Annotated in this window: 21 protein-coding genes; 3 read left to right on the top strand and 18 right to left on the bottom strand. The window is 65.0% G+C overall.

Annotated elements, in window-relative coordinates; translation table 11 throughout:
• Positions 1-93 precede the first annotated feature (93 nt).
• The 8 genes from NGR_RS27690 to NGR_RS27655 form a co-directional block, all read right to left on the bottom strand.
• Positions 94-417, bottom strand: coding sequence for a Dabb family protein (locus tag NGR_RS27690; RefSeq protein WP_012709791.1), 324 nt, complete (start codon positions 415-417; stop codon positions 94-96).
• Between the two features lie 11 nt (positions 418-428).
• Entirely contained in the window at positions 429-2084 is a 1656-nt protein-coding gene (locus tag NGR_RS27685) for a GMC family oxidoreductase (RefSeq protein ID WP_012709790.1), read from the bottom strand.
• A gap of 227 nt (positions 2085-2311) precedes the next feature.
• Complete coding sequence (locus NGR_RS27680; protein ID WP_012709789.1) at positions 2312-3085, bottom strand: 3-ketoacyl-ACP reductase; 774 nt, start codon at positions 3083-3085, stop codon at positions 2312-2314.
• On the bottom strand, positions 3082-4602 hold the full coding sequence (locus tag NGR_RS27675; protein WP_012709788.1) for a GMC oxidoreductase: 1521 nt from the start codon (positions 4600-4602) through the stop codon (positions 3082-3084). Before NGR_RS27675 ends, NGR_RS27680 begins: the two co-directional genes overlap by 4 nt.
• Positions 4599-5711 (bottom strand): ABC transporter ATP-binding protein, encoded by a 1113-nt coding sequence (locus NGR_RS27670; protein ID WP_012709787.1) that lies wholly within the window; start codon positions 5709-5711, stop codon positions 4599-4601. Before NGR_RS27670 ends, NGR_RS27675 begins: the two co-directional genes overlap by 4 nt.
• A gap of 4 nt (positions 5712-5715) precedes the next feature.
• Positions 5716-6597, bottom strand: a complete 882-nt coding sequence (locus NGR_RS27665; protein WP_012709786.1) for a carbohydrate ABC transporter permease — start codon at positions 6595-6597, stop codon at positions 5716-5718.
• Entirely contained in the window at positions 6597-7475 is an 879-nt protein-coding gene (locus NGR_RS27660) for a carbohydrate ABC transporter permease (protein ID WP_012709785.1), read from the bottom strand. The genes NGR_RS27665 and NGR_RS27660 overlap by 1 nt, the downstream gene beginning before the upstream one ends.
• A 250-nt stretch (positions 7476-7725) precedes the next feature.
• Positions 7726-8970, bottom strand: coding sequence for an ABC transporter substrate-binding protein (locus NGR_RS27655; RefSeq protein WP_012709784.1), 1245 nt, complete (start codon positions 8968-8970; stop codon positions 7726-7728).
• 334 nt (positions 8971-9304) lie between these two features.
• On the opposite strand from NGR_RS27655, the gene NGR_RS27650 reads away from it, so the two are divergent.
• Positions 9305-10372 (top strand): LacI family transcriptional regulator, encoded by a 1068-nt coding sequence (locus NGR_RS27650; protein WP_012709783.1) that lies wholly within the window; start codon positions 9305-9307, stop codon positions 10370-10372.
• 106 nt (positions 10373-10478) lie between these two features.
• On the opposite strand, the gene NGR_RS27645 is transcribed toward NGR_RS27650, so the two are convergent.
• Genes NGR_RS27645 through NGR_RS27625 form a run of 5 tightly spaced genes read right to left on the bottom strand, consistent with a single transcriptional unit; the run spans position 10479 to position 16425 of the window.
• On the bottom strand, positions 10479-11987 hold the full coding sequence (locus tag NGR_RS27645; protein ID WP_012709782.1) for an aldehyde dehydrogenase family protein: 1509 nt from the start codon (positions 11985-11987) through the stop codon (positions 10479-10481).
• Positions 11987-12766, bottom strand: a complete 780-nt coding sequence (locus NGR_RS27640) for an enoyl-CoA hydratase/isomerase family protein (RefSeq protein ID WP_012709781.1) — start codon at positions 12764-12766, stop codon at positions 11987-11989. Before NGR_RS27640 ends, NGR_RS27645 begins: the two co-directional genes overlap by 1 nt.
• Positions 12759-14378 (bottom strand): acyl CoA:acetate/3-ketoacid CoA transferase, encoded by a 1620-nt coding sequence (locus tag NGR_RS27635; RefSeq protein WP_012709780.1) that lies wholly within the window; start codon positions 14376-14378, stop codon positions 12759-12761. The genes NGR_RS27640 and NGR_RS27635 overlap by 8 nt, the downstream gene beginning before the upstream one ends.
• A 5-nt stretch (positions 14379-14383) precedes the next feature.
• Positions 14384-15385: a Gfo/Idh/MocA family protein gene (locus NGR_RS27630; protein ID WP_012709779.1), complete on the bottom strand. Its 1002-nt coding sequence runs from the start codon at positions 15383-15385 to the stop codon at positions 14384-14386.
• Positions 15382-16425: a LacI family DNA-binding transcriptional regulator gene (locus NGR_RS27625; RefSeq protein ID WP_012709778.1), complete on the bottom strand. Its 1044-nt coding sequence runs from the start codon at positions 16423-16425 to the stop codon at positions 15382-15384. The genes NGR_RS27630 and NGR_RS27625 overlap by 4 nt, the downstream gene beginning before the upstream one ends.
• A gap of 289 nt (positions 16426-16714) precedes the next feature.
• Between NGR_RS27625 and NGR_RS27620 the strand changes: the two genes are divergently transcribed.
• Positions 16715-17887 carry a dihydrodipicolinate synthase family protein gene (locus NGR_RS27620; RefSeq protein WP_164924535.1) on the top strand — a complete coding sequence of 391 codons (1173 nt, stop codon included), beginning with the start codon at positions 16715-16717 and terminating at the stop codon, positions 17885-17887.
• Positions 17888-18027: 140 nt separating this feature from the next.
• Here NGR_RS27620 and NGR_RS27615 read toward each other — a convergent pair whose 3' ends face one another.
• Positions 18028-19365 (bottom strand): aspartate aminotransferase family protein, encoded by a 1338-nt coding sequence (locus NGR_RS27615; protein WP_012709776.1) that lies wholly within the window; start codon positions 19363-19365, stop codon positions 18028-18030.
• 146 nt (positions 19366-19511) lie between these two features.
• Between NGR_RS27615 and NGR_RS27610 the strand changes: the two genes are divergently transcribed.
• Complete coding sequence (locus NGR_RS27610) at positions 19512-20060, top strand: cupin domain-containing protein (RefSeq protein WP_040962063.1); 549 nt, start codon at positions 19512-19514, stop codon at positions 20058-20060.
• A 231-nt stretch (positions 20061-20291) separates the two neighbouring features.
• On the opposite strand, the gene NGR_RS27605 is transcribed toward NGR_RS27610, so the two are convergent.
• Genes NGR_RS27605 through hglS form a run of 4 tightly spaced genes read right to left on the bottom strand, consistent with a single transcriptional unit; the run spans position 20292 to position 25928 of the window.
• Positions 20292-21524: a pyridoxal phosphate-dependent aminotransferase gene (locus tag NGR_RS27605; protein WP_012709774.1), complete on the bottom strand. Its 1233-nt coding sequence runs from the start codon at positions 21522-21524 to the stop codon at positions 20292-20294.
• Between the two features lie 8 nt (positions 21525-21532).
• On the bottom strand, positions 21533-23065 hold the full coding sequence (gene amaB, locus NGR_RS27600) for an L-piperidine-6-carboxylate dehydrogenase (protein WP_012709773.1): 1533 nt from the start codon (positions 23063-23065) through the stop codon (positions 21533-21535).
• A 30-nt stretch (positions 23066-23095) separates the two neighbouring features.
• Positions 23096-24517 carry an FAD-binding oxidoreductase gene (locus tag NGR_RS27595; RefSeq protein WP_012709772.1) on the bottom strand — a complete coding sequence of 474 codons (1422 nt, stop codon included), beginning with the start codon at positions 24515-24517 and terminating at the stop codon, positions 23096-23098.
• Positions 24518-24527: 10 nt separating this feature from the next.
• Positions 24528-25928, bottom strand: coding sequence for a 2-oxoadipate dioxygenase/decarboxylase HglS (gene hglS / locus NGR_RS27590; RefSeq protein WP_012709771.1), 1401 nt, complete (start codon positions 25926-25928; stop codon positions 24528-24530).
• Positions 25929-26005 lie beyond the last annotated feature (77 nt).

Genomic DNA, 26005 nt, shown 5'->3' with positions numbered 1-26005 from the left:
TCCGGAATTTTTACTGCATAATTCCTTGGATCGAATTCGATCCAAGGACAAAATTATGCAGCAAGTTAAAGTGCTACAGCGACCTTTGCGCGTCTAACAAGACGCGCGGAGCTGTAGGTCGTAGACGAGCACACCTTGGACGCCGCCTTCCGCCGCCGCAACAATTTTTGCGCCGGTCTTTCGATGGTCTGCGTCATCGAGATAGGCATCACGCGCCTTGGCATCGGCAAAATCGACGATGAAGCCTTCGGCGTAACCCTTGTCCATGCCCGTCTCCGGGCTGACATTGGCGCCGATATGCGCCGCCAGGAACCCCGGCAGGCGCTCTTTCAGGGCGGCGATCTCGGCGAAGATCGCCGCCTTCTCGGCCTCGCTCACCTCGGAGCGGAAGCGGATGAAAACGCAGTGGCGAATCATGGTTCCTCCCCTCAGTTAATTTCGGCGCGGGCCCTGGGCCGCGTGTCGTTGCGCTCATGCTGGAACACCGCCGGCGGCAGTGGCGGCAGGCCGCGGATTATATCGGCCCCTTTCTCGCCCATCATGATGGTCGGCCCGTTGGTGTTGCAGGACGGCACGCGCGGCATCACCGAACTGTCGCAGACCCGCAGGCCCTCGAGCCCGCGGACCTTCAGGTCGAGATCGACGACCGCCGTCTGATCCGTGCCCATCTTGCAGGTGCCGACCGGGTGATGATCCGTCTTGGCATTGGCGCAGCCATAGTCGAAGAGTTGCTCCTCGGTCTTGATATCCCTCCCCGGCAACCGTTCGGCCATGACATAAGGCTCGAGCGCCGGCTGCTGCATGATCTCGCGGGCGATCTGCAGCCCTTCGAGCGACATCCTGCGGTCATGCGCATCCTCCCAGTAGTTCGGGTCGATCAGCGGTGCTGCCGCCGGATCGGCCGAGGAAAGCCGGACGGTGCCGCGCGAGCGCGGGTGCAGATAGGCGGAGTTGAGCGTGACGCCGGCATTCTTCAGCCGCGCCACGCCCGCCTCGATGCCCGAACCGAGGCCGAGATGGAACTGGATGTCCGGCGAACGGGCATTCGGATCGGCATACCAGAAGCCGCCGGTCTCGAAGAGCGACGAGGCGACCGGGCCGCTGCGGAACAGCACATATTGCAGCCCCGCCCAGAGCGTGCGGTGCAGCTTGGCGACGTTGTCGTAGGTGTGGTCGCCAGTGCATTCGGAAATCACGAACAGGTCGAGATGGTCCTGAAGATTGCTGCCGACGCCGGGGAGATCGTGGCGGACCTCGACGCCCACCGAACGCAGGTGATCGGCCGGCCCGATGCCGGACTGCAGCAGCAGTTTCGGCGAACCGATCGCACCGGACGAAACCAGCACCTCCCGTTCGGCGCGGATCGCTTCGCTGCCCTTGGCGGTCACCACTTCGACGCCGACGGCGCGGCGGCCTTCGAGCACGATGCGGGCGACGCGGGCACCGGTGCGCACCGTCAGGTTCTTGCGATCCTTGATCGGCGACAGATAGGCAAGCGATGCGGAGGAGCGGCGGCGGTTGCGCTGGGTGAGCTGATAGAAGCCGACGCCCGCCTGCTGCCTGCCGTTGAAATCGTGATTATAGGGAATGCCGAGTTCCTGGCCGGCGCGGATATAGGCATCGCAGATCGGCAGCGTCGAGACCGGCATCGAGACGCCGAGCGGTCCGCCATAGGCATGATAGTCGTCGGCGAAGCGCTGGTTGTCCTCGGCCCGCTTGAAATAGGGAAGCACGCTGCGATAGTCCCAGCCGGCGCAGCCGTCCTCGCTCGCCCAGAGATCATAGTCGACGGCATTCCCGCGGGTGTAGAGCTGCGCATTGATCGACGAGCCGCCGCCGATCACCTTGGCCTGCGTATAGCGCAGCACCCTGCCCTTCATGTGCTTCTGCGGCACCGTATTCCAGCCCCAGCTCGCCACGCCCTTGGTCATCTTGGCGAAGCCGGCCGGCATGTGGAACAGCGGGTTCCAATCGCCGCCGCCCGCCTCGAGCAGCAGCACCTTGACGGCCGGATCCTCGCTCAGCCGGTTGGCGAGCACGCAGCCGGCCGGGCCGGCACCGGTGATGATATAGTCATAGCTCATTCCACGACGTCCTCAAGCTTACGCGTCTGCGCGCGGTCAGATAACTCAGCATTTGCCCCTCATCCGGCTGCCGCCACCTTCTCCCCGCGCGCGGGGAGAAGGGACTCGCGGCACCGCCTTAGCCATCTCCCCGACGTATCGCCGACCGCGTCCCCTCTCCCCGCAGGCGGGGAGAGGGTTAGTCCTCGGGTTAAACCCGAGGAGAGGGGCTGCCTCCCCCGACAAGTTTACAACCGGCTGATCGACAGGCCTCCATCGGCCTGGATGACCGAGCCCGTGGCGAAGGCGAATTGGCCGCTGGCGAGGCCGGCGACGATATTGCCGATATCCTCGGGCTCGCCCCAGCGCTTGACCGGCACCAGCCCACCGGCGATCAGCGCGTCGTATTTGCTGGACACGGCCGCGGTCATATCGGAGCGGATGATGCCGGGGCGCACCTCGAAGGCCGAGATGCCGGTCTCGGCGAGCCTCAGCGCCAGGCCCTGGGTGAAGGCCGCGAGCCCCGCCTTGCTCATGCAATAGTCGAGCCGTTCCGGCGACGTCATCGCCGCGGAGACCGAGGTGATGTTGATGATCGAACGCGGCGCGCTCGGAGCGATGGCGCGCATCGCTTTCAGCACCGCCTGGGTGAAGAAGACCGTGCCGCGCAGGTTGATGCCAACGATCGTGTCGAAATTCTCCGGCTTGAGATCGAAAAAATCGCCGCGCACGACGGAGGCAATGCCGGCATTGTTGACGAGGCAGTCGATCCGGCCGAAGGCCGCGATCACCGCATCGACGGTTGCCTGATGGCCCGAAAGGTCGGCGACATCGGCCCGGAGGAAGATGGCGCGCGCGCCCAGCGTGCCGAGCTCCGCAATGACCGGCGCCACGCCTTCCGCATCGCCGATGCCGGTGATGGCGATGTCGAATCCGCCCGCCGCAAGGGCTCGGGCAATGCCGAGGCCGATGCCGCGGCGGCCGCCGGTGACGATCGCGACGGGGCGTGCCTTGTCCGTCATGCCCGAAGATCCTCATTGACGATGTGATCAGCGACGCGCAGCGCCTGGGCCGCAACCGTCAGCGCCGGATTGGCGGCGGCCGACGTCGGCAGGAAGCCGGCATCGACAACGAAGAGGTTCGGATGATCGAAGGCGCGGCAATAAACGTCGAGCGGCGCGTCCGCGGCGTCATTGCCGATCCTGACCGTGCCGCATTGGTGCGACGGCGTTCGCTTGTCGAAGGCCCTGGCCAGAACGATCGGGAAGCCGGCCTTTTTCAGCACCGCCTTCAGCCTGGATACGAGATCGAGGTGGGCTTGCCAGTTGGTGCGCACCCATTTGAGCAGGATGCGCTCGCCGTCGACCATGACGCGGCTTTCCGGCGACGGCAGGTCCTCGCTCATCGCGTAGAAATCGATTCCGCGGGCCGAGACCTGGTTGAGGAGCCACTCGGGCATGGCCGGCATGTTGGCTTTCAGGATTGCGCCGGAGACACGGCCGAGAAGCTGGATATTGCCGAGCGGCGGCCCGCCCTCGCCGTCGGAGAGATAGAAATCGTTGAGGCCGAAGGTCTTCTGATAGACGGAGTCGTTGCGGTACCAGGGGCTGAGCGCGATCACCGCGCTCGAATTGTGATTCATGAAATTGCGGCCGACCTGGTCGGAGCGGTTGGCGAGACCGGCCGGGTTGCGCTCGTCGGCCGAGCGCAGGAGCAGCACGGCCGATTGCACGGCGCCGGCCGAGAGGATGACGAGCTTCGGCGAGATGCTATGCTCGACCCCGTCCTTGACATAATGCACGGAGGAGATCGCCTTGCCATCCGGGGCTGTCGTCAGCCGGGTGACGCGCGAGCCGGTCTGCAGCCGCACATTCGGATATTCGAGTGCAGCGGTCAGCGCGGCCGTTTCCGCATCCATCTTGCCGTCGAAACTGTTCGGATGTGCATCCCAGGGCGTCTTGCCCTTGGCGAGCCAGCGGTCGATATCGATGCCGAGCGGCAGCGAATAGGGGTGCATACCGATCGCTGCCAGGCGCTTGCGAACCTTGGCGATCGCCGGCTCATCCGGCACCGGCCCGTGCGGATAGTCGTTCGAATGCGCTGGTTCGGTCGGGTCCTCGCCCAGCCTCCCACGCACCTGATAGAGTTCCTCCGCCTTGGCGTACCACGGCTCGAGCTCCTCGTAGGCAAACGGCCAGGCGGGCGAGACGCCTTCGAGGTGGCGCATCTCCTCGAAGTCCTCGCGGCGGTAGCGGGTGAGCACCGCGCCGTAGAATTTCGAGTTGCCGCCGACATTGTAGTAGTTGCCGGGGTTGAAGCCGGCGCCGCCCGCCTCGTACCAGGTCTCCTTCGGCCGGAAATGGCCGCGCTGGAAGATCGCCCGCTGGTCGCGGTTGACCGGCAGGTCCTCGATGTGGTGACCCGCCTCGAGGATGAGGATTTCGGCACCCGAAGCGGCAAGTCCGGCAGCCACGGTGGCGCCGCCGACGCCCGAGCCGATGATGACGATATCCGGCTGGCTCTCCATGCTCTGGCTCATGCGATCCGCATCTGGCTCTCAGGGTCGAAGAACACGGCCTTGTCGAGGTTGAAGGCGAGCCGCGACGTCTGGCCGGGCGCGATGCGCGCGTCGGCGCGGAGTCTTGCCACGATTTCCTTGCCGCCGAGCCGGGTGACCGCGAAGGTGTCGGAACCGGCCGGCTCGACCACCTCGATCAGGCAATCGCCCTCGGCGACGAACTTGGCGTTGCGGTCGGCACCGTCCGGATCGGTGAGCGCCTCCGGACGGATGCCGAAGACGACGTCGCGGCCGGCATAGGAGGAGAGCGCGCCGTCATGCGGCACCGCGAGCCTCAGCGGCTCGGCATTCGGCCGCTCCAGCGTCACGGCGACGTTCGGCCCGGAGGCTTCGATGCGCGCCTTCAACAGGTTCATCGCCGGCGATCCCATGAAATCCGCGACGAACATATTGGCCGGGTTGTTGTAGATCTCGGCCGGTGTACCGAACTGCTGCAGCACGCCGTCCTTCAGCACGGCGATCTTGGTTGCCAGCGTCATCGCTTCGATCTGGTCATGCGTTACATAGACGATCGTCGTCTTCATTCGGTGATGCAGCCGCTTGATCTCGGTGCGCATGTCGACGCGCAGCTTGGCATCGAGGTTCGACAAGGGCTCGTCGAAAAGAAAGACCTGCGGATTGCGCACCAGCGCCCGGCCCATGGCGACGCGCTGGCGCTGGCCGCCGGAGAGCTGGCTCGGCTTGCGCTCGAGCAGGTGACCGATCTGCAGCATGTCGGCAACCTGCTTGATCGCCTTGTCGCGCTCCTCCTTCGGCACGCCGCGGATTTCCATGCCGAAGGCGATGTTTCCGGCGACCGTCATGTTCGGATAGAGCGCGTAGGACTGGAACACCATGGCGATGTCGCGCTTCGACGGGTGCAGCCCCGACACCGAGCGGCCGTTGATGGCGATGTCGCCCGAGGTGATCGGTTCCAGGCCGGCGATCGTGTTCAGGAGAGTCGACTTGCCGCAGCCGGACGGGCCGACGAGCACGAGGAACCCACCCTTTTCGATCTCGAGATTGATGTCCTTCAAGATCTCCAGCGAGCCGTAGGATTTGCGCAGATTGCTGATTTTCAGGAATGACATGGAGTTATCCTTTCACGGCGCCGGACATCAGCCCGCGGACGAAGTAGCGGCCGGACACGATGTAGACGATGAGCGTTGGCAGGGCGGCGAGGATCGCGCCCGCGAAGTGGACGTTGTATTCCTTGACGCCGGTCGACGAGCTCACAAGGTTGTTGAGCGCCACCGTCATCGGTGTCGAATAGGGCCCGGAGAACGAGGCTCCGAACAGGAAGTCGTTCCAGATATTGGTGAACTGCCAGATGACGGAGACGACGATGATCGGCCCGGAGGACGGCAGCATGATTCGCCAGAATATCTGGAAGAAGCTCGCCCCGTCGATCTGCGCGGCGCGCACCAGCTCGGTCGGGAAGGCCTCGTAGTAGTTGCGGAAATAGAGCGTCGTGAAGCCGATGCCGTAGACCACATGGACGAGGATCAGCCCCCAGATCGACCCGGCGAGGCCGAAAATACCGAGGATGCGGGCCATCGGGATCAGCACGATCTGGAACGGGATGAAGCAGGACAACAGCAGCATGCCGAAGAAGATGTTGGCTCCGGGGAAACGCCACTTCGTCAGGACGTAGCCGTTCAGCGCGCCGATGAAGGTCGAGATCGCCACGGCCGGAACGACCATCAGGATGGAGTTGATGAAGAACGGACGGAGGCCGGTCGGCTGCACGCCGATCTGCGCCGTCGACCAGGCCGAAAGCCAGGGCTCGATGGTCCAGGTTTGCGGCAGGTTCAGCATGCCGCCCTGGCGGATTTCGTCGAGCGGCTTCAGGGAATTCACCAGCATGACGTAGAGCGGCAGCAGCGAATAGAGCGCGAAAATGATCAGCGCCAGGTAGATCAGCGCCCGGGTCAGGCGGTTGTGCGAGATGACGTTCTCTGGACTGGGAGCGCCCATCAGCGTTTTCCTCCCCGGATTTCGGAATAGAGATAGGGAACGATGATCGAGAAGATCATGATGAGCATGATGATCGCCGACGAGGCGCCGACCGCCATCTGATTGCGCGTGAAGGTGTAGGAATACATGAAGGTCGCCGGCAGTTCGGTCGCCTGCCCCGGCCCGCCGCCGGTCAAAGCGATGATCAGGTCGTAGGCCTTGATCGCAAGGTGAGCGAGGACGACGAAGGCCGAGAGGAAGACGGGCCGCATCAGCGGAATGATGATCCGCCGGTAGATGGTCGGCGTCGTCGCCCCGTCGATCTGGGCGGCCTTGATGATCTCGTTGTCGACGCCGCGAAGCCCCGCCAGGAACATTGCCATGATGAAGCCGGTCGACTGCCAGACGGCTGCGATGACGACGCAGTAGATCGTGTAGTTGCGGTCCTTGATCCAGTTGAAGGAGAAGCTCTCCCAGCCCCAGAGGTGCATGGTGTTCTCAAGGCCGATGCCGGGATCGAGGAACCACTTCCAGGCGGTTCCCGTGACGATGAAGGAGAGCGCCATCGGATAGAGATAGATCGGCCGCAGGAACCCTTCAGCGCGGATCTTCTGGTCGAGCAGGATCGCCAGTGCCAGGCCGAGCACCGAGCAGATGACGATATAGAGCGTGGCGAAGATCGCCAGGTTGCTGACCGCCCTCCACCAGTGCGGCAGCGCCCACAGCCTGCTGTAGTTGCTCAAGCCGACGAAATTGTAGGACGGCAGCATCTTGCTGTCCGTCAGCGACAGGAAGCCCGTATAGACTATGAAGCCGTAGACGAACACCAGAACTATGAGAAAGCTGGGGGCAAGCACGAGCTTTGGCAAAAGCTCCTGCAGCCGGGTGCGGCTATCCATGTTTGTTACCACCGTATCGTTTCGTTCGTGCCGCGGGTCTGCCCCTCATCCGCCTGCCGGCACCTTCTCCGCGCGCGCGGGGAGAAGGCATGTGCCGCAGCGCCTCCGTCCCCTCCCTCCCGCGGACGGGGCGAGGGAGCTCAGCCCCCCAAAGGGGTGAGAGGCACGCCGAGCTCGCTGCTTGCCCCTTCTCCCCGCGAGCGGGGAGAAGGTCGCGGCAGCGGGATGAGGGGCAAATCCCTCGCGTCGCTTACTTCGCGGCCTCGACCGCCGCGGCGAGTTCCTTCACCGCCTCGTCCGAGCTGAGCTCGCCGTTGAACTGGCGGGTCACGACGTCGTAGATGGCGTTCTTGACCGCTGCCGGATTGGCATGCCCATGCGCCATGGAGCCCATGAGCGTGCCGTTGGCGTTGGCTTCGGCCAGATCCTTGATGCCCTTCTTGCCGCAGGCGTCGAAATCGGTGTCCGGAACGTCGGTGCGGGCCGGAACCGATCCCTTGACGACGTTGAAGGCCGACTGGAAGGTCGGGCTTTCGATCGCCGAGGCCATCTGCAACTGCGCCGGGACCTTGTCATCCGAGACCTTGAACATCGCGAACTGGTCGGAGTTGAAGGTGACCGAACCTTGCGTTCCCGGGAAGCGCATGCAGACAAAATCGGTGCCGGGCACCTTCTTCGCCTTCAGGAACTCACCCTTCGCCCAGTCGCCCATGAACTGCAGGCCGGCCTTGTTCTCGATGACCATCGCCGAAGCGAGGTTCCAGTCGCGGCCGGAGAAGTTGTCGTCGACATAGGATCTGAGCTTCGTCATCCGGTCGAAGGCTTCCTTCATCTTGTCGCCGCCGAGCGTTGCCGGATCGAGGTCGATGAAGGCCTTTTTGTAGACGTCGTTGCCGAGCGACAGCACGACCGCGTCGAAGATCGTCGCGTCCTGCCAGGGCTGACCGCCGTGGGCGACCGGCGTGATGCCCTGCTCCTTGAACTTGTCGAGCAGCGCGATCAGCTCATCCCAGTTCGCCGGCTCCTTGCCGCCGGCCTTGTCGAGGGCGGCCTTGTTGATCCAGACCCAGTTGGTCGAATGGACGTTGACCGGCGCGGCGATCCAGTGGCCGTCATATTTCGAGAACTGCTGAAGCGCCGTCGGAACGACCTTGTCCCAGCCTTCCTTGGCGGCAATGTCGTCAAGGTTGCCGAGTGCGCCTTCCTTGGCCCAGTCGAGGATGTCGAAGCCGAGCATCTGCACCGCCGTGGGCGCATTGCCGGACGTGACGCGGGCGCGAAGTACCGTCATGGCCTCCGTGCCGCCACCGCCGGCAACCGGCATGTCGGTCCAGCTGATGCCCTTGCCTTCCAGATCCTTCTTCAGAACGTCGAGTGCCGCCGCCTCGCCGCCGGACGTCCACCAGTGCAGCACTTCCACGTTCTCTGCTGCGCGCGCGGCGGTCGCCGCCAACATCAATGCTGCAACAGCCGTCGTCGTCATCAACTTGCGCATCGTTTTCCTCCCGTTTGCAAGTTACCGAAGCGGAAGCTCCTCCCGCTCTTTTGGATTGTCTGCCCCCTCCCAAGGGGCAGTCTGGGCTTGCGGCATGCGCCGCCCGCACAATTTAAAACGTTACAAATCACCGCAAGTCAAGCGGACCGCGAGCTTCCGCCGTCCGCCGACCGAAACCGACTGATTTCACTGCACTATACGACATGCAATGCATGCTGCGATGCAGCAAAAAAGTGGTGGTATAGCGATTTAAAACGTTTGCATCATACGATTGCGTATCGGTTCGCGTCACGTTACAAATGCCGCTCTTGACCGCTTGCAGGAAAGCACCCGTTTGGCCGATCCTTCTAAACCCGTCCGCCCGGGAAGTGCCGCGCCAGGACGCGGCAAGCCGACCCTGCGCACCATTGCCGATATTACCGGACTGGCCGTCACCACCGTGTCGCGGGCGCTTGCGGACGCGCCGCAGATCTCTATCGAGACGCGGCATCGCGTCCGCCAGGTGGCGCTCGACATCGGCTATTCGCCGGACCGCGCTGCCCAACGCCTGAAGACCGGCCGGACGAATGTGATCGCCGTGCTGCTCGAGCCGCATGAAGAGATCCTCGGCTACGGAACCTCCGTCATGGCCGGCATCGCCAGGGCCTTGCAGGGCACCGCCTACCACCTGATCGTCATGCCGAATTTCCTCGACGCCGCGAATATCGATGCGGTGAACTACATCATCCGCAACGGCATGGCCGACGGGCTGATCTTCTCGCGCACCGAACCGCTCGATCCGCGCGTCAAGCTGCTTTCGGAGGCCGGCTTTCCGTTCGTCACCCATGGCAGAACCGAGCTCGCCACCGCCCATCCTTTCGTCGACTACGACAATTTCACCTTCACCTATGAGGCGACGCGGCGGCTGATAGCCAAGGGGCGGCGGAAGCCGGCGCTGATCAGCGGCCCGGCCGGTTTCACCTTTGCCGGCCATATCCTGCATGGCTTCATGACGGCAGTGCGCGAGGCGGGCTGCGCCTATGAAATTCTCACCGACATCGACCTCGACAGCCCGGCCGGCGCGATCCGCGACCGGATCCGCCGGCGCCAGGCCGACCCGGATCCGCCTGATGGCTTCACCTGCGGCGGCGAGGTCTGTGCGCTCGCGACGATCACCGGCATGAGCGACTGCGGCCTGACCCTCGGCGTCGAATACGACATCGTCGCGAAGCAGACGTCGCCGCTGCTCGGCGCCATCCAGCCGCGCGTCGACACGATCTACGAGGACCTGACCGAAACCGGCGAGCACATGGGGCGCATCCTGCTGCGCCGCATCGGCGGCAGCACCGAGATCGGCGAGCTGCAATTGCTGCTCGAGCCCGAGCTTCGCTTCAAATCGGAGCCAGCTGCCACCGACGCCTGAAGCCCGCGCAGCCGAAGCGGAAAGGCAGGGGATACGCCCTTCCTTCCCCATCGTGCCTGCAAACCGTGCCAACGCGCCCATTCCCACTTGCCTCCCGATCCCGATCTCAGCGCGGCATCCACCAGCTGGTGCGCTGGCCGATATGCATGTTGAGCGTCTTGGTCTCGGTGTAGTCCTCCACCGCATGCCGGCCGAGTTCGCGGCCGAGCCCCGACTGGCGGTAGCCGCCGAAGGGCAGTTCGCAGGCGCCGTCCATGAAGGTGTTCATCCAGACGGTCCCGGCGCGCACGCGCCGCCCGATCGTCAGGCATGTATCGAAATCGCGGCTCCAGACGCCGGCCGAGAGCCCGTAATCGATGGAGTTGGCGATGCGGATCGCCTCCTCGGTCGTCTCGAAGGTGAGGACCGAAAGGACCGGCCCGAACACCTCCTCGCGGGCCACCGCCATCTCCGGCCGGACGGCCGAGAGAATGGTCGGCGCCATGAACTGGCCCATGCCGAGATCGAGTGCGGTGCCACCATGGCTGACGGCCGCACCCTCGCCCGCCGCGGCCGTTACATAGCCGGCGATCTTTTCCAGATGCTGCGGCGTGATGATCGCGCCGACCTGCGTCTCGGGATCGAGCGGATCGCCGACCTTGACCTTGGCGGAGAGGCTGGTAATGCGCGCCGTCACCTCCTCGGCGATGTCACGATGCAGGATCAGCCGCGAGCCGGCATTGCAGCATTCGCCGGCATTGAAATAGGCGCCGAAGACGGCCGCATCGATGAACGCGTCGAGATCCGCGTCGGGATAGACGATCTGCGGGTTCTTGCCGCCGAGTTCGAGCGAGACCTTCTTCAGGGTTTGCGCCGCGTTCGCCATCGTCAGCCGGCCGATACCGGTCGAGCCGGTGAAGGAGATCATGTCGACATCCGGGTGGGTGGCAAGCGGCGCGCCGACTTCCGGGCCGGTACCGACGATGATGTTGACGACGCCGGCCGGCACGCCGGCGGCCTCGAGGATTTCGCCGAGAACGAGCGTCGAGGCGGAGGTGAGCTCCGACGGCTTGACCACCGTCGTGCAGCCGGCGGCGAGCGCGAAGGGTAATTTCTGGCTGACGATCAGGAATGGGAAATTCCAGGGCGTGATGATCGAGACGACGCCGATCGCCTCGCGCAGCACGACGCCGAGCGTGCCCTCGCCGAGCGTGTTGTAGCTCTCGCCGGAAAGCTCGCGGGCAAGGGCCGCCGCATAGCGCCAGATATCGGCGGCGCCTGCCAGTTCGCCCTTGGCCTGGCTGATCGGCTTGCCGGATTCGATCGCGTCGAGATAGGCGAGCTCGTCGGCCCGGGCGGCGATCATGTCGGCGGCGCGGAGCAGGATCAGCGAGCGTTCCGACGCGGTCATGCGCGGCCAGGGGCCGTCGTCGAAGGCACGCCGCGCCGCGGCGATGGCGCGCTCGGCATCCACCATCGTCGCCGCCTGGTAACGGCTGACGACGACGCCGTGCCCGGGCGCCACGCGCTCGATCGTCCGGCCCTCGGCGCCGGCCATCCATTGGCCGTCGATCAGCATGCGGAATTCGCGGACCTTGTCGTCGCCGAGCGGCTTCGGCCTCACCAGTACGGTCATCACCATTCTCCCTTGAAGCGCGCTTCGCGCTTTTCGCTGAAGGCCGCGACGCCCTCCTTGAGGTCGCCGGTCTTGGCGACGAGGATCGAGCCCAAGGCTTCGATGGCCGCGCCCTTGTCCTCGCCGTTCGCCGTAGCGATCATCAGCTTCGATATTTCCAATGCCGCCGGACCACGCGACGCGACACGCGCTGCATAGGCCCGCGCCGCCGTCATCACCGTGCCCGTCTCGACAACGGCATCGACGAGGCCTTCGGCCTTCGCCTCCTCCGCCGTGAACATCTCGCCGCCGAGCACCATGCGGCGGACGACCTGCGCGCCGAAGCGCGACACGAGGCGTTGCGTGCCGGACCAGCCGGGCACCATGCCGAGACTGGTTTCCGGCAGGCCGATCTTCACCTGTTTTTCGGCGATGCGGATATCCGCGGCCGCTGCCAGCTCCAGGCCGCCGCCGAGCGCATGGCCGTTCAAGGCGGCGATCACCGGCATGCGCAGCGTCGCCAGCCGCTCGAAGACGCGGTGGCCGAAGCGCACCCAGTCGTGGCCGAAGGCCGCGGGCTCCATGCCGCCCCAGGCCCTGATGTCGCCGCCGGCGGAAAAGGCCTTGCCCTGGCCGGTCAGGATCACGACCCGCACATCGCGGTTCGCCTCGACCGTGTCGCAGGCGGAGGCGAGCGCCTTCAGCATGTCGATATCGAAGGCATTGAGTTTTTCCGGCCGAGCCACCGTCATCGTCGCGACGGTACCCTCGATCTCGATGCGGATGCGATCGTCAGCCATGTGCGCCTCCCGCGATCTCGCGCTGCGGCTTGGCGGGCAGCGTGAGTCCCAGCGGCGCCTCTTGGAACAGTGCCGCATCCATGACCTTCAGCCTGTCGGAGACGATCAGCGGGAATTCCGCCTGATCGAGAATATGCGTCTGCAGGTCGGCCCCTGGCGCGATTTCGGTGAGCACGATGCCTTCCGGCATCAGCTTCATCACCGAGCGCTCGGTGACATAGGTGATGTCCTGCCCCTGCTCGATGGCTCGGCGGCCGGAGAAGGTGACGTGCTCGACCTGGTTGACCAGCTTCTTGAGCTTGCCGTCCTTCTCGATGACGAGTTGGCCGTCGGCGACGCCGAGTTTTGCGCCGGCATTGAACATGCCGGAGAAGACGATCTTCTTCGCCCGCGCCGTGATGTCGACGAAGCCGCCGGCGCCGGCCGTCACATGCGGGCGGAAGCTGAGCTTCGAGACGTTGACAGAGCCGGTGCGGTCGATCTCCAGGAAGGAGAGCAGCGAGGCGTCGAAGCCGGCACCCTGGAAATAGGTGAACTGGTAGGGCGACGGCATGAAGGCGTCGGCGTTCGAGGCGCAGCCGAAGGCGAAGTCCAGGAGCGGCACGCCGCCGACCGCGCCCTGTTCGATCACCCAGGTGACGGCACCGTGCAACCCCTCTTCCAAGAGGATGCGGGGCACATTGGCGGAAATGCCGAAGCCGAGATTGACGGCGCTGCCCGCTTCGAGCTCCTGGGCGACGCGGCGCGCGATCACCTTCTGGATGTTGAATTCCGGGACGCGGAAACTGTCGAGCGGTCGGAAGATCTCGCCGGAAATGGCCGGATCATAGAGCGTCTGGGTCGTCTGCTTCTGGTCCGGATCGACGATGACGTAATCGACGAGCACACCCGGCACGCGCACGTCGTGCGGCTTGAACGAGCCTTCCTTGGCGATGCGCTTCACCTGGGCGATGACGATGCCGCCATTGTTGCGGGCGGCGAGCGCCTGGTCGAGCCCGCCCAAATAGGCGCCCTCGTGCTCATAGGTGAGATTGCCGCGCTCGTCGGCCGTCGTGGCACGGATGATCGCCACGTCAGGTGCCATCGCCTTGAAATAGAGCCAGTCCTCGCCCTCGAAGGAAATCTTCTTCACCACAGGCTCCGCGGCAGCCGAAGCATTCATGGCGCAGCCTTCGCGCGAAGGATCGACGAAGGTGTCGAGCCCGACCTTGGTCATCACGCCCGGGCGTTTAGCGGCCGCCTCGCGGTGCATGTCGAAGAGGATGCCGGAGGGAACGTTATAGGCCGCCACCTCGTTGGCGCCGATCATCTGCCAGATCAGCGGCGGCTCGGCGCTCGACGGTCCGGACGGGTAGGAGCCGCCGATGATCTTCTTCAGCAGGCCCTTTTTGGCGATGTAGTCGACGCCCTTGATGCCGCTCATGTCGCCGGCGGCAATCGGATGCAGGGTCGTGAGATCGCGCGGATGGCCCGTCGCCTCGAACCGCTCGCCGATCGCCTTCAGCATCAGATCCGGGCAGCCGAGGCCGCTGGAGGAGGAGACCGAAACGACGGCACCGTCCGGGATCAGCCCGGCCGCTTGTGCCGGCGAAATATGCTTGTTGATGGACATTCGCTTCACAGTCCCGTTTCGATCTGGGCGGCGATGCCGGTGGCGGCCGCCTTGACGACGGCAAGGCCCGTGGCGAGCGACCAGACGCCGTCCTCGCCGGTTGCCGAGGGCCGGCCGTTTCCTTCGATCGCGGCATGGAAGGCGCTGATGCCCGTCTCGTAGAGATTGCGGTGATCGAGCGGCAGTTCGACCTCACCCTCTTCGTTGCGCAGCGTCACCGTCCCGACGGGGCGCTGGGACATGACGTTGCGGCCGATCAGCGAGCCGTCCGTGCCGTGCACTTCGAGCCCGGTCTCGGCATATTTCGTCGTGAACGCATCATGGAACTGGGCGATCACGCCGGAACGAAAGCGCAAGACACCCATCACGCCGTCCTCGAGCCCCTCCTTGCCCATGCCGGCACTGTGGCTGATCGCCACCGCCTCGATCGGGTCGTCGTCGAGGATGAAGCGCAGCGTGTCCGCGTCATGCACGGTGATGTCGAGGATGACGCCGCCGCCGGCATCCGGCCTTTCGAGCCGCCAGCCCTGCAGATGCGGCGGCAGGTAGACGGCGTGGAACACCCGCGCCGCGATCGGCCTGCCGATCCGGCCGGCGGCGATCGCTTCACGCATGACCCGGTGCGTGGCGGCATTGCGCAGGTGATGGTTGGTGCCAAGCACGACGCCGGCCTCGCAGGCCTTCAGCACCATTTCGCAGCCGTCGTTCAAGTTCATCGCCAGCGGCTTTTCGCAGAGCACGTGCTTGCCGGCGTGAATCGCCGCGAGCGCCTGGGCGTGATGCAGCTCGTTGGTCGTCGAAATATAGACGGCGTCGACCTCCTGATCGCCGACGAGGTCGTCGAGGCTGGTAACGGCCTTGGCGATGCCGTTTTCGGCGGCATAGGCCTGCCCGCGTTCCTCGCTCGAGCTCATCACCGAGACGACCTCGCCGCCGGCGGCGCGGATGGCGCCAATCACCCATTCGCGCGCGATCGTGCTCGCGCCGATCAATCCCCATCTGATCATGACGAAATCTCCTTCACTCTGCGCTCGACGGTGCCGCCGCAGCTCTGGCGGACGACGAGCCGTACGGGGCTGACGATCGCTTCGGGTTCGGCGCGCCCGGCCTGGATCTGCTTCAGCAGCAATTCCGCCGCGCGCTCGCCCATGCCCTGCGGATCGACGGAAACCGTGGTCAGTGCCGGCACCGCGGTCTTTGCCTCGATCACGTCGTCGAAGCCGATCACCGCGAAATCGGCGCCCGGCTCGAGCCGCCGCGCCCTCAGCCCGTCGCAAACGCCGAAGGCGACCGCGTCGTTGAAGCAGAGCGCCGCGCTCGGCCGATCCTTCAGCATCATCGCCTGCTCGATCGCGGTCACGCCGCCGGCCCGCGACGGCGCCGAACCGATGACCAGCTCGTCGAGGGCGGGCATTCCCGCCTCGCGGAGCGCATCGCGGTAGCCGCGCATGCGCGCCTCGAAGACGGCGGTGTCCGGAAAGCCGCCAAGAAAGGCGATGCGGCGATGGCCGCGCTCGATCAGATGACGGACGGCGGCCATGGCGCCGGCATGGTTGTCGGAGGTCAGCGACGAGACGCCGGCTTCGGCAATGTCGCGCACGACAAGCACGACCGGAATGCCGCTGGCGACGAGCGGCGCAAGATCGGCCGCTTCCGTGCCGCGCGCCGGCGAGATGATCAGGCCCGAAACGCCGTGCTCGCGCATCGAGGCGATGACCTCGCGCTGGCGTTCGCTCTTCTCACTGGTGTTGGCCAGGAACTGCACGAAGCCCGCGGACTGCACCACCGCATCGACGCCGACGGCGAGCTCCGCGAAGAAGCTGTTCGTCAGGTCGTTGACGACGATGCCGATGATCTTCGAGCGTGCCTGGCGCAGATTGGCGGCGCTGCGATTGTAAACATAGCCAAGCTCGCGGATAGCAGCATTCACCTTGGCGCGCGTCGCCTCGTTGACCAGCGCGCTCCCCTGCAGGACGAGCGACACGGTCGACTTCGACACGCCGGCAGCGCGCGCTATATCGACGACCGTCACCCGCTCCTTCGCCATCACGTCCTCCTCGGCATTTCGTCTCTTGCATCCTTAATAATTGGAACGTTCCAATTTCGTCAAGAGGGCGTCGTTCACTTTTTTCGAGGCATCGCACGAAGCTTAGGTGCCTCATCTGAGAGCGAAATTTCGCCAAACGCATTTATATTTCAGCAAAATAGCCGTTTTTCGCGTCGATAAGCAGCCACGCTCCACAATGAGTCGCTCGGCGAGCTCGAAAATATTCAACCTTGCAATTTGGAACGATCTAAATTATTCGATGCCGCAAACCTCAGGAGGATCAATGCCGATGACCAGCCTTTTGTTGCCGCGCCAGGACGGCTCGCTCGAAGAATACCGGCTGCAGGGAACGCCAATCACTCGCCCCGCGGCCGTGCCGAGCTTCAACCGCATCGCCTATGCGGCCGCCCATGTGGTTTCCGATCCGTTGCGCGATGCCGATCCCTGGGGCAACCCGGCGATCGACTGGGAGGCGACGATGGCCTTTCGCCATCACCTATGGAGCCTCGGCTTCAAGATCGCCGAGGCGATGGACACCGCGCAGCGCGGCATGGGCTTGTCCTGGGCAGGCGCCCAGGAGCTGATCCGCCGTTCGCTCGCCGAAGCGCGCAGCGTCCCGGGTGCGGATCTCGCCTGCGGCGCCGGCACCGACCATCTCCCTCCAACGGAAGCCCGTTCGATCGACGACGTCATCGCGGCCTACGAGGAACAGATCGGCTTCGTCGAGGGGGAGGGCGGCCGCGCCATCATAATGGCCAGCCGGGCACTGGCCCGCGTGGCGCGCTCCGGAGATGACTACCGCCGCGTCTACGGCCATATCCTGCGTGAGGCGAAGGACAAGGTCGTGCTTCATTGGCTCGGCGACATGTTCGACCCGCAGCTCAAGGGCTATTGGGGCTCCGAGAATTTCGACGAGGCTCTGCAAACGGTGCTGTCGATCATCGGCGAGAACAGCGCCAAGGTCGAAGGCATCAAGATCTCGCTGCTCGACAACGCCAAGGAAGTGGCGCTGCGCAATCGGCTGCCGGAGGGCGTGCTCTGCTTCACCGGCGACGACTTCAACTATGCGGAACTGATCGAGGGAGACGGTACGAAATACAGCCACGCACTGCTCGGCATCTTCGACGCCGTCGCGCCCTCCGCCTCGAAGGCGCTCGCGTCGCTTGCGGCCGGCGATCTCGCCACCTTCCGCGGCGTCATCGAGCCGACCGTGCCGCTGTCACGCAAGATCTTCGAGGCGCCGACGCAATACTACAAGGCCGGCGTCGTTTTTCTCGCCTGGCTGAACGGCCACCAGCGCCATTTCACCCTGCCGGCCGGCCTGCAATCGGCCCGCGGACTGCTGCACTATGCGGATATCTTCCGCCTCGCCGACCAGGCCAATGTGCTCGACAGGCCGGAACTGGCGGCAGCACGGATGCGCAATCTGCTGGGAGTTCTGGGGGTGGAGCAGGCGGGATAGCACCGCCGCCGCTGGCGCCTATTGGCTTCACGCGCCCCGTTCCTTGTGGCGGGGCAATACACCCCCCAACCCTTCCCCACAGGTGTCCACCTGTGGGGCCCTTGTGGAGAAGGGGCTTGTTCGCTCAAGTATCCATCCGGTTACTTCACCCGCTTCAGTGCATCGCCGAGGATCGAGACGATCTCGCCGAAATGGCTCTTGTCGGCGATCAGCGGCGGCGAGAAGGCGATGATGTCGCCGGTGACGCGGATGAGCAGGCCCTTCTCGAAGCAATCGACGAAGACGTCGTAGGCGCGGGTGCCGGGTGCGCCGTCGCGCGACTGCAGCTCGATGCCGGCGATGAGGCCGATGGTGCGGATGTCGATGACGTGCGGCAGGCCCTTCAGCGAATGCATCGCCTCGTGCCAGTCGTCCTGAAGCTCGGCGGCGCGGGTCATCAGGCCCTCGTCGCGATAGATGTCGAGCGTCGCGATGCCGGCGGCGCAGGCGGCCGGGTGGCCGGAATAGGTGTAGCCGTGGAAGAGCTCGATCTGGCCTTCCGGCCCGTGCATCAGCGCGTCGTGCACCTTGCGGCTGGCGAATACCGCGCCCATCGGGATGGCGCCGTTGGTCAGCCCCTTGGCGGTGGTGACGAGGTCCGGCGTCACGTTGAAATAGTCGGCGGCGAAGGCGGCGCCGAGGCGGCCGAAGCCGGTGATCACCTCGTCGAAGATCAGCAGGATGCCGTGCTTGTTGCAGATGGCGCGCAGCCGCTCGAGATAGCCCTTCGGCGGGATCAGCACGCCGGTCGAGCCGGCCACCGGCTCGACGATGCAGGCGGCGATCGTTTCGGCGCCGTGCAGCGCCACCAGCCTTTCGAGGTCGTCGGCAAGCTCGGCGCCATGGTCCGGCTGGCCCTTGACGAACGCGTTCCTCGCAAGATCATGGGTGTGGCGCAGATGGTCGGAGCCCGGAAGCTGCGGGAAGACACGGCGATTGTTGAGGATGCCGCCGACCGAGATGCCGCCGAAGCCGACGCCGTGGTAGCCGCGCTCGCGGCCGATGAGCCGGGTGCGGGTGCCCTGGCCGATCGAGCGCTGATAGGCGAGCGCGATCTTCAGCGCCGTGTCGACCGATTCCGAGCCGGAGCCGGTGAAGAACACCCGGTCGAGCTTCTGGCCCTCGGGGCCCGGCGCGATCTCGGCGAGCCGCTCGGCGAAGTCGAAGGCGATCGGATGGCCCATCTGGAACGACGGGGCAAAGTCCATCGTCGTCAACTGCCGCTCGACGGCGGCGGCGATCTGCCGGCGGCCGTGGCCGGCATTGACGCACCAGAGGCCGGCGGTGCCGTCGAGAATCCTGCGTCCGTCGACGCTGGTATAGTGCATGCCCTCGGCCGAGGCGAGCAGGCGGGGTGCCGCCTTGAACTGGCGGTTGGCGGTAAACGGCATCCAGTAGCTGTCGAGAGCCGGGGTGTTGGGCTTGTTGTGGGCGTCCATGGCATCCTCCTGTCAGGTGCGGGATTGACGCCATGATTTCGGATGCCGAACAAGTCCTTTTCTTTGTTTGCCTAAGTCATTGTATTTCATGGATCGAGTTTGATACAGTTTCGATATTTCGAACAACGTCAACACCGGTAACTGCGATGAGCGTCGATATCGGCAACCGCCTGCGCCATGTGCGGCTGATGCACAACCTCTCCCAGCGGGAACTGGCCAAACGGGCGGGCGTCACCAACTCGACGATCTCGCTGATCGAATCGAACGCCTCGAACCCATCGGTCGGCGCCCTCAAGCGTATTCTCGACGGCATCCCGATCGGGCTTGCCGAGTTCTTCTCCTTCGAGCCGGAACGGCCGCGCAAGGCCTTCTATGCCGCGGAGGAACTGGTGGAGATCGGCAAGGGGCCGATTTCCTATCGGCAGATCGGCGACAATCTCTTCGGCCGCAGCCTGCAGATCCTCAAGGAGTGCTACCAGCCGGGGGCAGACACCGGCAAGGTGCTGTTGGTGCATGAGGGCGAGGAGGGCGGCATCGTGCTTTCCGGCCGGCTGGAGGTGACCGTCGACGACGAACGACGGATTCTCGGGCCGGGCGACGCCTATTACTTCGAAAGCCGCCGGCCGCACCGCTTCCGCTGCGTCGGGCCGGTGCCGTGCGAGGTGATCAGCGCCTGCACGCCGCCGACGTTTTGAGAGGCGTATTGGCTGAGAAGGCGGTGGCGACGAGAGCGCGAGAATGCCCCTCCCCAGCCCCTCCCCACAGGTGGGAGGGGCTTTGGTGCTCGCTGCGCCCGACTGCCATTTCCCAGGCTCGCCCCCTGCCGGAACGGTCAAAAAGAGGCCAAGTGGGTGCGGCAGGTTAAGCCCCTCCCACCTGTGGGGAGGGGTTGGGGAGGGGTCTTATCCGCGCCTCTTTCAACTGACTCAGGAAAGCCGCGTGCAGGCCGAAGCGATGCGCTGCAGCGCTTCCTTTAGCTCCGTCTCCGACGTCGCATAGGAAATCCGGAAATAGGGCGAAAGGCCGAAGGCCGAGCCCGGGACGACGGCGACATGGGCGTCGTCGAGGAGGTAGGCGCAGAAGTCCGTATCCGTCTCGATCCGCTTGCCGTCGGGCGTCACCTTGCCGAGCATGCCGGCGCAGCCGGAGAAGGTGTAGAAGGCACCTTCCGGAACGCGGCAATCGAGGCCGTCGATGGCGTTCAGGCCGTTCACCACCAAGTCGCGGCGACGCTTGAAGCTCGCGGTGCGCTCCTTCAGGAAATCCTGCGGGCCGTTGAGTGCGGCGACCGAGGCTGCCTGGCTCACGGATGACGGGCAGGAGGTCGCCTGGCTCTGGACGACGGCCATCGCCTTGATCAGGGGTCGCGGGCCGCCGGCATAGCCGATCCGCCAGCCGGTCATCGCATAGGCCTTGGAGACGCCGTTGACGGTCAGCGTCCGCGCCTTGAGACGGGGCTCGAGCTGGGCGGGGGTGACGAAGCGGAAATCGTCATAAACGATGTGCTCGTACATGTCGTCGACGAGCAGCCAGACATGCGGGTGCCTGAGCAGCACGTCGAGCAGCGGCCGGTAGTCGGCCGCGCTGTAGGCGGCGCCCGACGGGTTCGAGGGCGAATTCAACAGCACCCAGCGGGTCTTCGGCGTGATTGCCGCTTCGAGCTTTTCCGCCGTCAGGCGGAAGCCGGACGATGCATCGCAGGCGATCAGGACAGGCCTGCCTTCGCAGATCTGGACGATGTCCGAATAGGAGGTCCAGTAGGGCGTCGGGATAATCACCTCGTCGCCGGGATTGATCGTCGCCATCATGGCGTTGAAGAGGATCTGTTTGGCGCCGGTGCCGACGGTGATTTCGTCGAGTTCATAGGCGAGATCGTTCTCGCGCTGGAACTTTTCGCGGATCGCTTTCTTCAGGTCCGGCGAGCCGTCGAGCGCCGTATATTTCGTCTCGCCGCGCTGGATCGCCTCCCAGGCTGCTTGCTTGATATGGTCCGGGGTATCGAAGTCCGGCTCGCCGGCGCCGAGGATGATCACCGGCTTGCCGTCGCGCTTCATGGCGCTGGCACGCGCGCCGATCTTGAGGATTTCCGAAACGCCGATAGAGGCAATCCGCGAGGCGGGCAGAAAGCCCGCCTCCCTGACCGTTGTATTGATGGTCATGGTCGATCCTATTCGATATCGAACGAGACGCCCTGCGCCAGCGGCAGAGCCTTCGAATAGTTGATCGTGTTGGTGGCGCGGCGCATATAGGCCTTCCAGGCGTCGGAGCCGGATTCGCGGCCGCCGCCGGTTTCCTTCTCGCCACCGAACGCACCGCCGATTTCCGCGCCGGACGTGCCGATATTGACGTTGGCGATGCCGCAATCCGAGCCGTCGACCGCGAGGAAACGCTCGGATTCCTGCATGTCGCGGGTGAAGATCGACGAGGAAAGCCCGGCCGCGACGGCATTGTGGTCGGCAAGCACGGCGTCGAAGTCGCTGTACTTGATGACATAGAGAATCGGCGCGAAGGTCTCTTCGAGAACCGGGCCGGCCTGCTTCGGCATTTCGACGAGCGCCGGCTTGACGTAGTAGCCGTTGTCGTAGCCGAGTTCGACGCGTTCGCCGCCGGTGACCGCGCCGCCCTCCGCCTTGGCCTCGGCGATCGCCTTCTGCATGTTGTCGAAGGCAGCCTTGTCGACCAGCGGGCCGACGAGCGCAGCCGATTCCAGCGGATTGCCGACGGAGACCGACTGATACGCCTTCTTCAGCCGCGGCACGAGCTGGTCGTAGACGCTTTCATGGACGAAGAGGCGGCGCAGCGTCGTGCAGCGCTGGCCGGCCGTGCCCATGGCACCGAAGGCGATGGCGCGGAGCGCCATGTCGAGATCGGCCGAGGGGCAGACGATGCCGGCATTGTTGCCGCCGAGCTCGAGGATCGCGCGGGCGAAGCGCTTGGCAAGGCGCGGCCCCACCTCGCGGCCCATGCGGGTCGAGCCGGTCGCCGAGACAAGCGGCACCTTCGGATGGTCGACGAGCACTTCGCCGATCGAGCGGTCGCCGATCAGCACCTCGGACAGGCCTTCCGGCGCGTCGCCGAAGCGGGCCAGGGCGCGCTCGAAGATAGCCTGCGATGCAAGGGCGGTGAGCGGCGTCTTTTCCGACGGCTTCCAGACGACGGCGTTGCCGCAAACGAGCGCCAGTGCGGCGTTCCACGACCAGACGGCGACCGGGAAGTTGAAGGCCGAGATGATGCCGATGACGCCGAGCGGGTGCCAGGTTTCCATCATGCGGTGGCCGGGACGCTCGGTCGCGATCGTCAGGCCGTAGAGCTGGCGGGACAGGCCGACGGCGAAATCGCAGATGTCGATCATCTCCTGCACTTCGCCGAGGCCTTCGGACGGGATCTTGCCGGCTTCGAGCGAGACCAGGCGGCCGAGATCGGCCTTGAAGGCGCGCAGCTCCTCGCCGAGCAGGCGGACGAGTTCGCCACGCTTCGGTGCGGGCACCAGCCGCCAGGCGCGGAAAGCCTCATTGGCCTTCTCGATCTTCCTGGCCGCCTCGGCAACCGACACGGTCTTCAGGCTGGCGATCTGCTCGCCGGTGACCGGGCTGAAGGACGGCATGTCGCCGCCCGTATAGAGTTCCCTGGCGACACCCATCTTGTCGAGGAGGGCGGCTGCCTCCTTGGCGACGTCGACTTTCTTGGCTGCAATGTTCATCTCATCTGACTCCCGTCTTGCTTGGATGGCCTAGCCGAATCGCACGCTGCCGAGCTTGCCCGGCGAGGTGACCGTCTTCAGGCCAGCGGCCATCTCTTTGAGTTTTTCCGGTGTATAGAAATCGTAATAGGCCTGGTTGCGGCGGCCGATCGCGTGCTCGGCACTGAAGCTGCCGCGATATTGCTCGACCGCGACAGTGAAGACCCATTCGCGCAGGCGCTGCTCGAAGCTCGGATCGGTCAATAGCGGGCTATCCTTCGCCACCACCAGGTTGAAGTGGACGCCGCCGTCGCCGATATGACCGAAGTCGCAGACCGTGACGCCGGGAAACTTCTCCGGCATTTCCGCCTTCATATGGTCGCAGAAGGCCATGATGTCACCCCGGCGGAAGGAAACATCGAAGGCGATCAGCTTGCCGAGATGCTTGACGCCCTCGGAAAGGGCGTGCCGCAAGGCCCAGGTCTCGTGCGGCGGACCGACAAAGGCGTCGGCGAGCGGCGCTTCCTCCAACTCCCAGATTTCCGCCAGCGCCGTTTCGAGCACCGCATCGAGCGGCTGTTCTTCCGCGCGCGGTGCTGAGCTGCGGGAGATTTCCGCGAGGATCACATAGTCGGGAATGTGGCCGCCCTGGAAGGGGTTCTTGAGCGACGGGACATGCGTGAAGGCGGCGGCGATGGCGTTCTTCGACATGCCCTCGAAGGCGGAAAGATAGGCGCCGAGCCGCTCTTCCATGGCGTTCAGCAGCGGCAGCACCTGCGCGCCGCCGGCCGGCACCAGGAATGCGGTCGCCACCTGCTTCGGAAGTCGCTCGAGATTGAGCACGCATTCGGTGACGATGCCGAAGGCGCCGGAGGTGCCGATGAAAATCTGCTTCCAGTCGACACCGGTGTTGTTTTTCCTGAGGTCGCAATCGAGGTCGAGCACGGTGCCCGCCTCGTCGGCGAGCACGACCTTCAGCCCCAGCGTGTTGCGGCGCACGTCTCCATATTTCAGGAAGCGCGAGCCGCCGGTATTGGTGGCGACCATGCCGCCGATGCGTGGGTCGGCGCCGAGGTCGATCGGGAAGAACAGGTCGTGCTCCTCGAGCGTCCGATTGAGGTCGGACAGGCGGAAGCCCGCATCGACACGGACCGAACGGTTGTCGAGATCGAGCTCGAATTGCCGCGTCAGCCGGTCGAGACTGAGCACCGCTTCACTGCCGGAGACGTCCGGCGTCGAGCCAGAAACGAGGCCGGTATTGCCGGCTTGCGGGATCAGGGCGATGCCGTTGCGCACGCAATAGGAGACAGCGGCGGAAACCTCCGCCGTCGTTGTCGGTCGCAGTACGGCGGCGGCGCGGCCGCGGTCGTAGCGGGCCCCCGTCTCATAGGCTTCCTTGTCCTCGGGACGCGTGACGACGCCCTTGTCGCCAAGGAGCTTCGCCAGCGCGTCGATATGCTGTTCGTCCATCATTGTCGGCGTATCATTCCGCTGCCACGGCGGCGGTCAAGGCCTTGAGGCAGCTCTCGACCGATGCCTTTTCAATGCCGGCATAGTGCGCGAATTCATCGAGCACGGCGGCGCCGAGATCCGTTTCGAAGCGCTTCTGGTTGGGGCTCGCGACGAATTCCTGCTGTGCGCCGTCGCCGAGGTTCGACTGGAAGATACCGGCGGCGCTGACCGGAAGGAAGTCCTCGTAGACAATCGGATCGAACTGAACCAGGCCGTCGGCGATCAGCGTTTCGGGATCGCGGCGACCGGGGAGCTTCGTCTGCCGGCCCTTTTCCGTCAGAGAATAGCTGAAATAGCCGAGTCCTGCCTCGCGAATTTCCGCCCAGCTGTCCGGGAAGCCCTTGAAGGCTCCGGTAAGTGCCGTTTCATAGTCCCGGGCATTGGAGCCGTCGGCGGCGGGGCGGACGATCTTGCGTGAGTCGCCGAGCAGCCGGTCATAAAGGCCGCGGCCCTTTGGCGTCAGGGCGATGCCACGCTGCTCGATCTCGCCGAAGCGGGCCGTATGCGAGCCGGCCTTCCAGCCGTCCTCGGCGTCGCGGAAGGAAACCGGCTCCTCGAGCGCCTTGAAGGAGGTCTGCCGAAGCAGGATCGGGCATTTGCGGGTCGGCGGGCCTTCGACGACGGCCTTCGGGGCAATGCCGTATTCGGGCATCAGCGCCTGGATCTCATCGATGTCGAGGGTGCGCGGCGTCAGATGGTTGATGTGCGGTCCCTTGAAGGAGACGACGTCGGCGATCAGCCGGTGCGCGTCATGCAGGCGCTTGTACATGTCGGCGCTCACATTGGCCGTGTCGTGCCAGCGGAAGGTTTCCAGCACCTGCGCCACGAAGCGCTCGGCATCGGCCTTGCCGAGGCCGCCGTCGCGCTCGGCTATCTCGGTGAGCTCGATCGCCTCCGGAGTGAATATCCGGCGCTCTTTCAGAATTGCTTCCGACTCGGCCCGCAGCGTCTCGTCGGCGATCAGATCGAGCCTGAGCAGTGACGTGAAGACGCGGAAGGGATTGCGCTTCAGCGACGCCTCGCTGACCGGGCGGAAGGCAGTGGAATGCACCGGCACGCCGGCGGTCGAAAGGTCATAGTAACCGACCGGATACATGCCCATGACCGCGAAGACGCGGCGCATCATCGAAAGCTCTGCCGGAGTGCCGAGCCGGATCGCGCCATGTCGCTCCTCGGAGATACGCTCGAGCGTGTCGGTCGCATCGAGGCGTTCCTTGAGGGTCGCGTCCGCCGCCAGGGTGTCGGCATTGACCTTCGCCACCAGTTCCATCAACGTGCCGTACGCTGGAACCTCGTCACGGTACATGAGCGACATCGCGGCGGAAAAGGCCGAGCGGATATGGTCGGTCGATACGAAACTATTCTCTTTCACTGGGGCTCGCCTCGCGCTATGGGTGACGGACAAGATCATTCTTAATTCTGATCATATGCGAAGGTGACGGGCTTGGA

Origin of the sequence: Sinorhizobium fredii NGR234 (assembly GCF_000018545.1) — a bacterium.
Lineage (GTDB): Bacteria > Pseudomonadota > Alphaproteobacteria > Rhizobiales > Rhizobiaceae > Sinorhizobium > Sinorhizobium fredii_A.
This window is presented reverse-complemented; position numbering and strand designations above follow the sequence as displayed.

What these genes read in the sequence shown, in the direction of transcription:
- NGR_RS27680 (WP_012709789.1), bottom strand. Translation starts at nt 3,085, where the DNA reads ATGACGGACAAGGCACGCCCCGTCGCGATCGTCACCGGCGGCCGCCGC.
- NGR_RS27675 (WP_012709788.1), bottom strand. Translation starts at nt 4,602, where the DNA reads ATGAGCCAGAGCATGGAGAGCCAGCCGGATATCGTCATCATCGGCTCG.
- NGR_RS27635 (WP_012709780.1), bottom strand. Translation starts at nt 14,378, where the DNA reads ATGTCCATCAACAAGCATATTTCGCCGGCACAAGCGGCCGGGCTGATC.
- NGR_RS27645 (WP_012709782.1), bottom strand. Translation starts at nt 11,987, where the DNA reads ATGACCGTACTGGTGAGGCCGAAGCCGCTCGGCGACGACAAGGTCCGC.
- NGR_RS27690 (WP_012709791.1), bottom strand. Translation starts at nt 417, where the DNA reads ATGATTCGCCACTGCGTTTTCATCCGCTTCCGCTCCGAGGTGAGCGAG.
- NGR_RS27665 (WP_012709786.1), bottom strand. Translation starts at nt 6,597, where the DNA reads ATGGGCGCTCCCAGTCCAGAGAACGTCATCTCGCACAACCGCCTGACC.
- amaB (WP_012709773.1), bottom strand. Translation starts at nt 23,065, where the DNA reads ATGAACATTGCAGCCAAGAAAGTCGACGTCGCCAAGGAGGCAGCCGCC.
- NGR_RS27670 (WP_012709787.1), bottom strand. Translation starts at nt 5,711, where the DNA reads ATGTCATTCCTGAAAATCAGCAATCTGCGCAAATCCTACGGCTCGCTG.
- NGR_RS27605 (WP_012709774.1), bottom strand. Translation starts at nt 21,524, where the DNA reads ATGACCATCAATACAACGGTCAGGGAGGCGGGCTTTCTGCCCGCCTCG.
- NGR_RS27660 (WP_012709785.1), bottom strand. Translation starts at nt 7,475, where the DNA reads ATGGATAGCCGCACCCGGCTGCAGGAGCTTTTGCCAAAGCTCGTGCTT.
- NGR_RS27630 (WP_012709779.1), bottom strand. Translation starts at nt 15,385, where the DNA reads ATGATCAGATGGGGATTGATCGGCGCGAGCACGATCGCGCGCGAATGG.
- NGR_RS27685 (WP_012709790.1), bottom strand. Translation starts at nt 2,084, where the DNA reads ATGAGCTATGACTATATCATCACCGGTGCCGGCCCGGCCGGCTGCGTG.
- NGR_RS27610 (WP_040962063.1), top strand. Translation starts at nt 19,512, where the DNA reads ATGAGCGTCGATATCGGCAACCGCCTGCGCCATGTGCGGCTGATGCAC.
- NGR_RS27655 (WP_012709784.1), bottom strand. Translation starts at nt 8,970, where the DNA reads ATGCGCAAGTTGATGACGACGACGGCTGTTGCAGCATTGATGTTGGCG.
- NGR_RS27625 (WP_012709778.1), bottom strand. Translation starts at nt 16,425, where the DNA reads ATGGCGAAGGAGCGGGTGACGGTCGTCGATATAGCGCGCGCTGCCGGC.
- NGR_RS27615 (WP_012709776.1), bottom strand. Translation starts at nt 19,365, where the DNA reads ATGGACGCCCACAACAAGCCCAACACCCCGGCTCTCGACAGCTACTGG.
- NGR_RS27620 (WP_164924535.1), top strand. Translation starts at nt 16,715, where the DNA reads ATGACCAGCCTTTTGTTGCCGCGCCAGGACGGCTCGCTCGAAGAATAC.
- NGR_RS27595 (WP_012709772.1), bottom strand. Translation starts at nt 24,517, where the DNA reads ATGATGGACGAACAGCATATCGACGCGCTGGCGAAGCTCCTTGGCGAC.
- NGR_RS27640 (WP_012709781.1), bottom strand. Translation starts at nt 12,766, where the DNA reads ATGGCTGACGATCGCATCCGCATCGAGATCGAGGGTACCGTCGCGACG.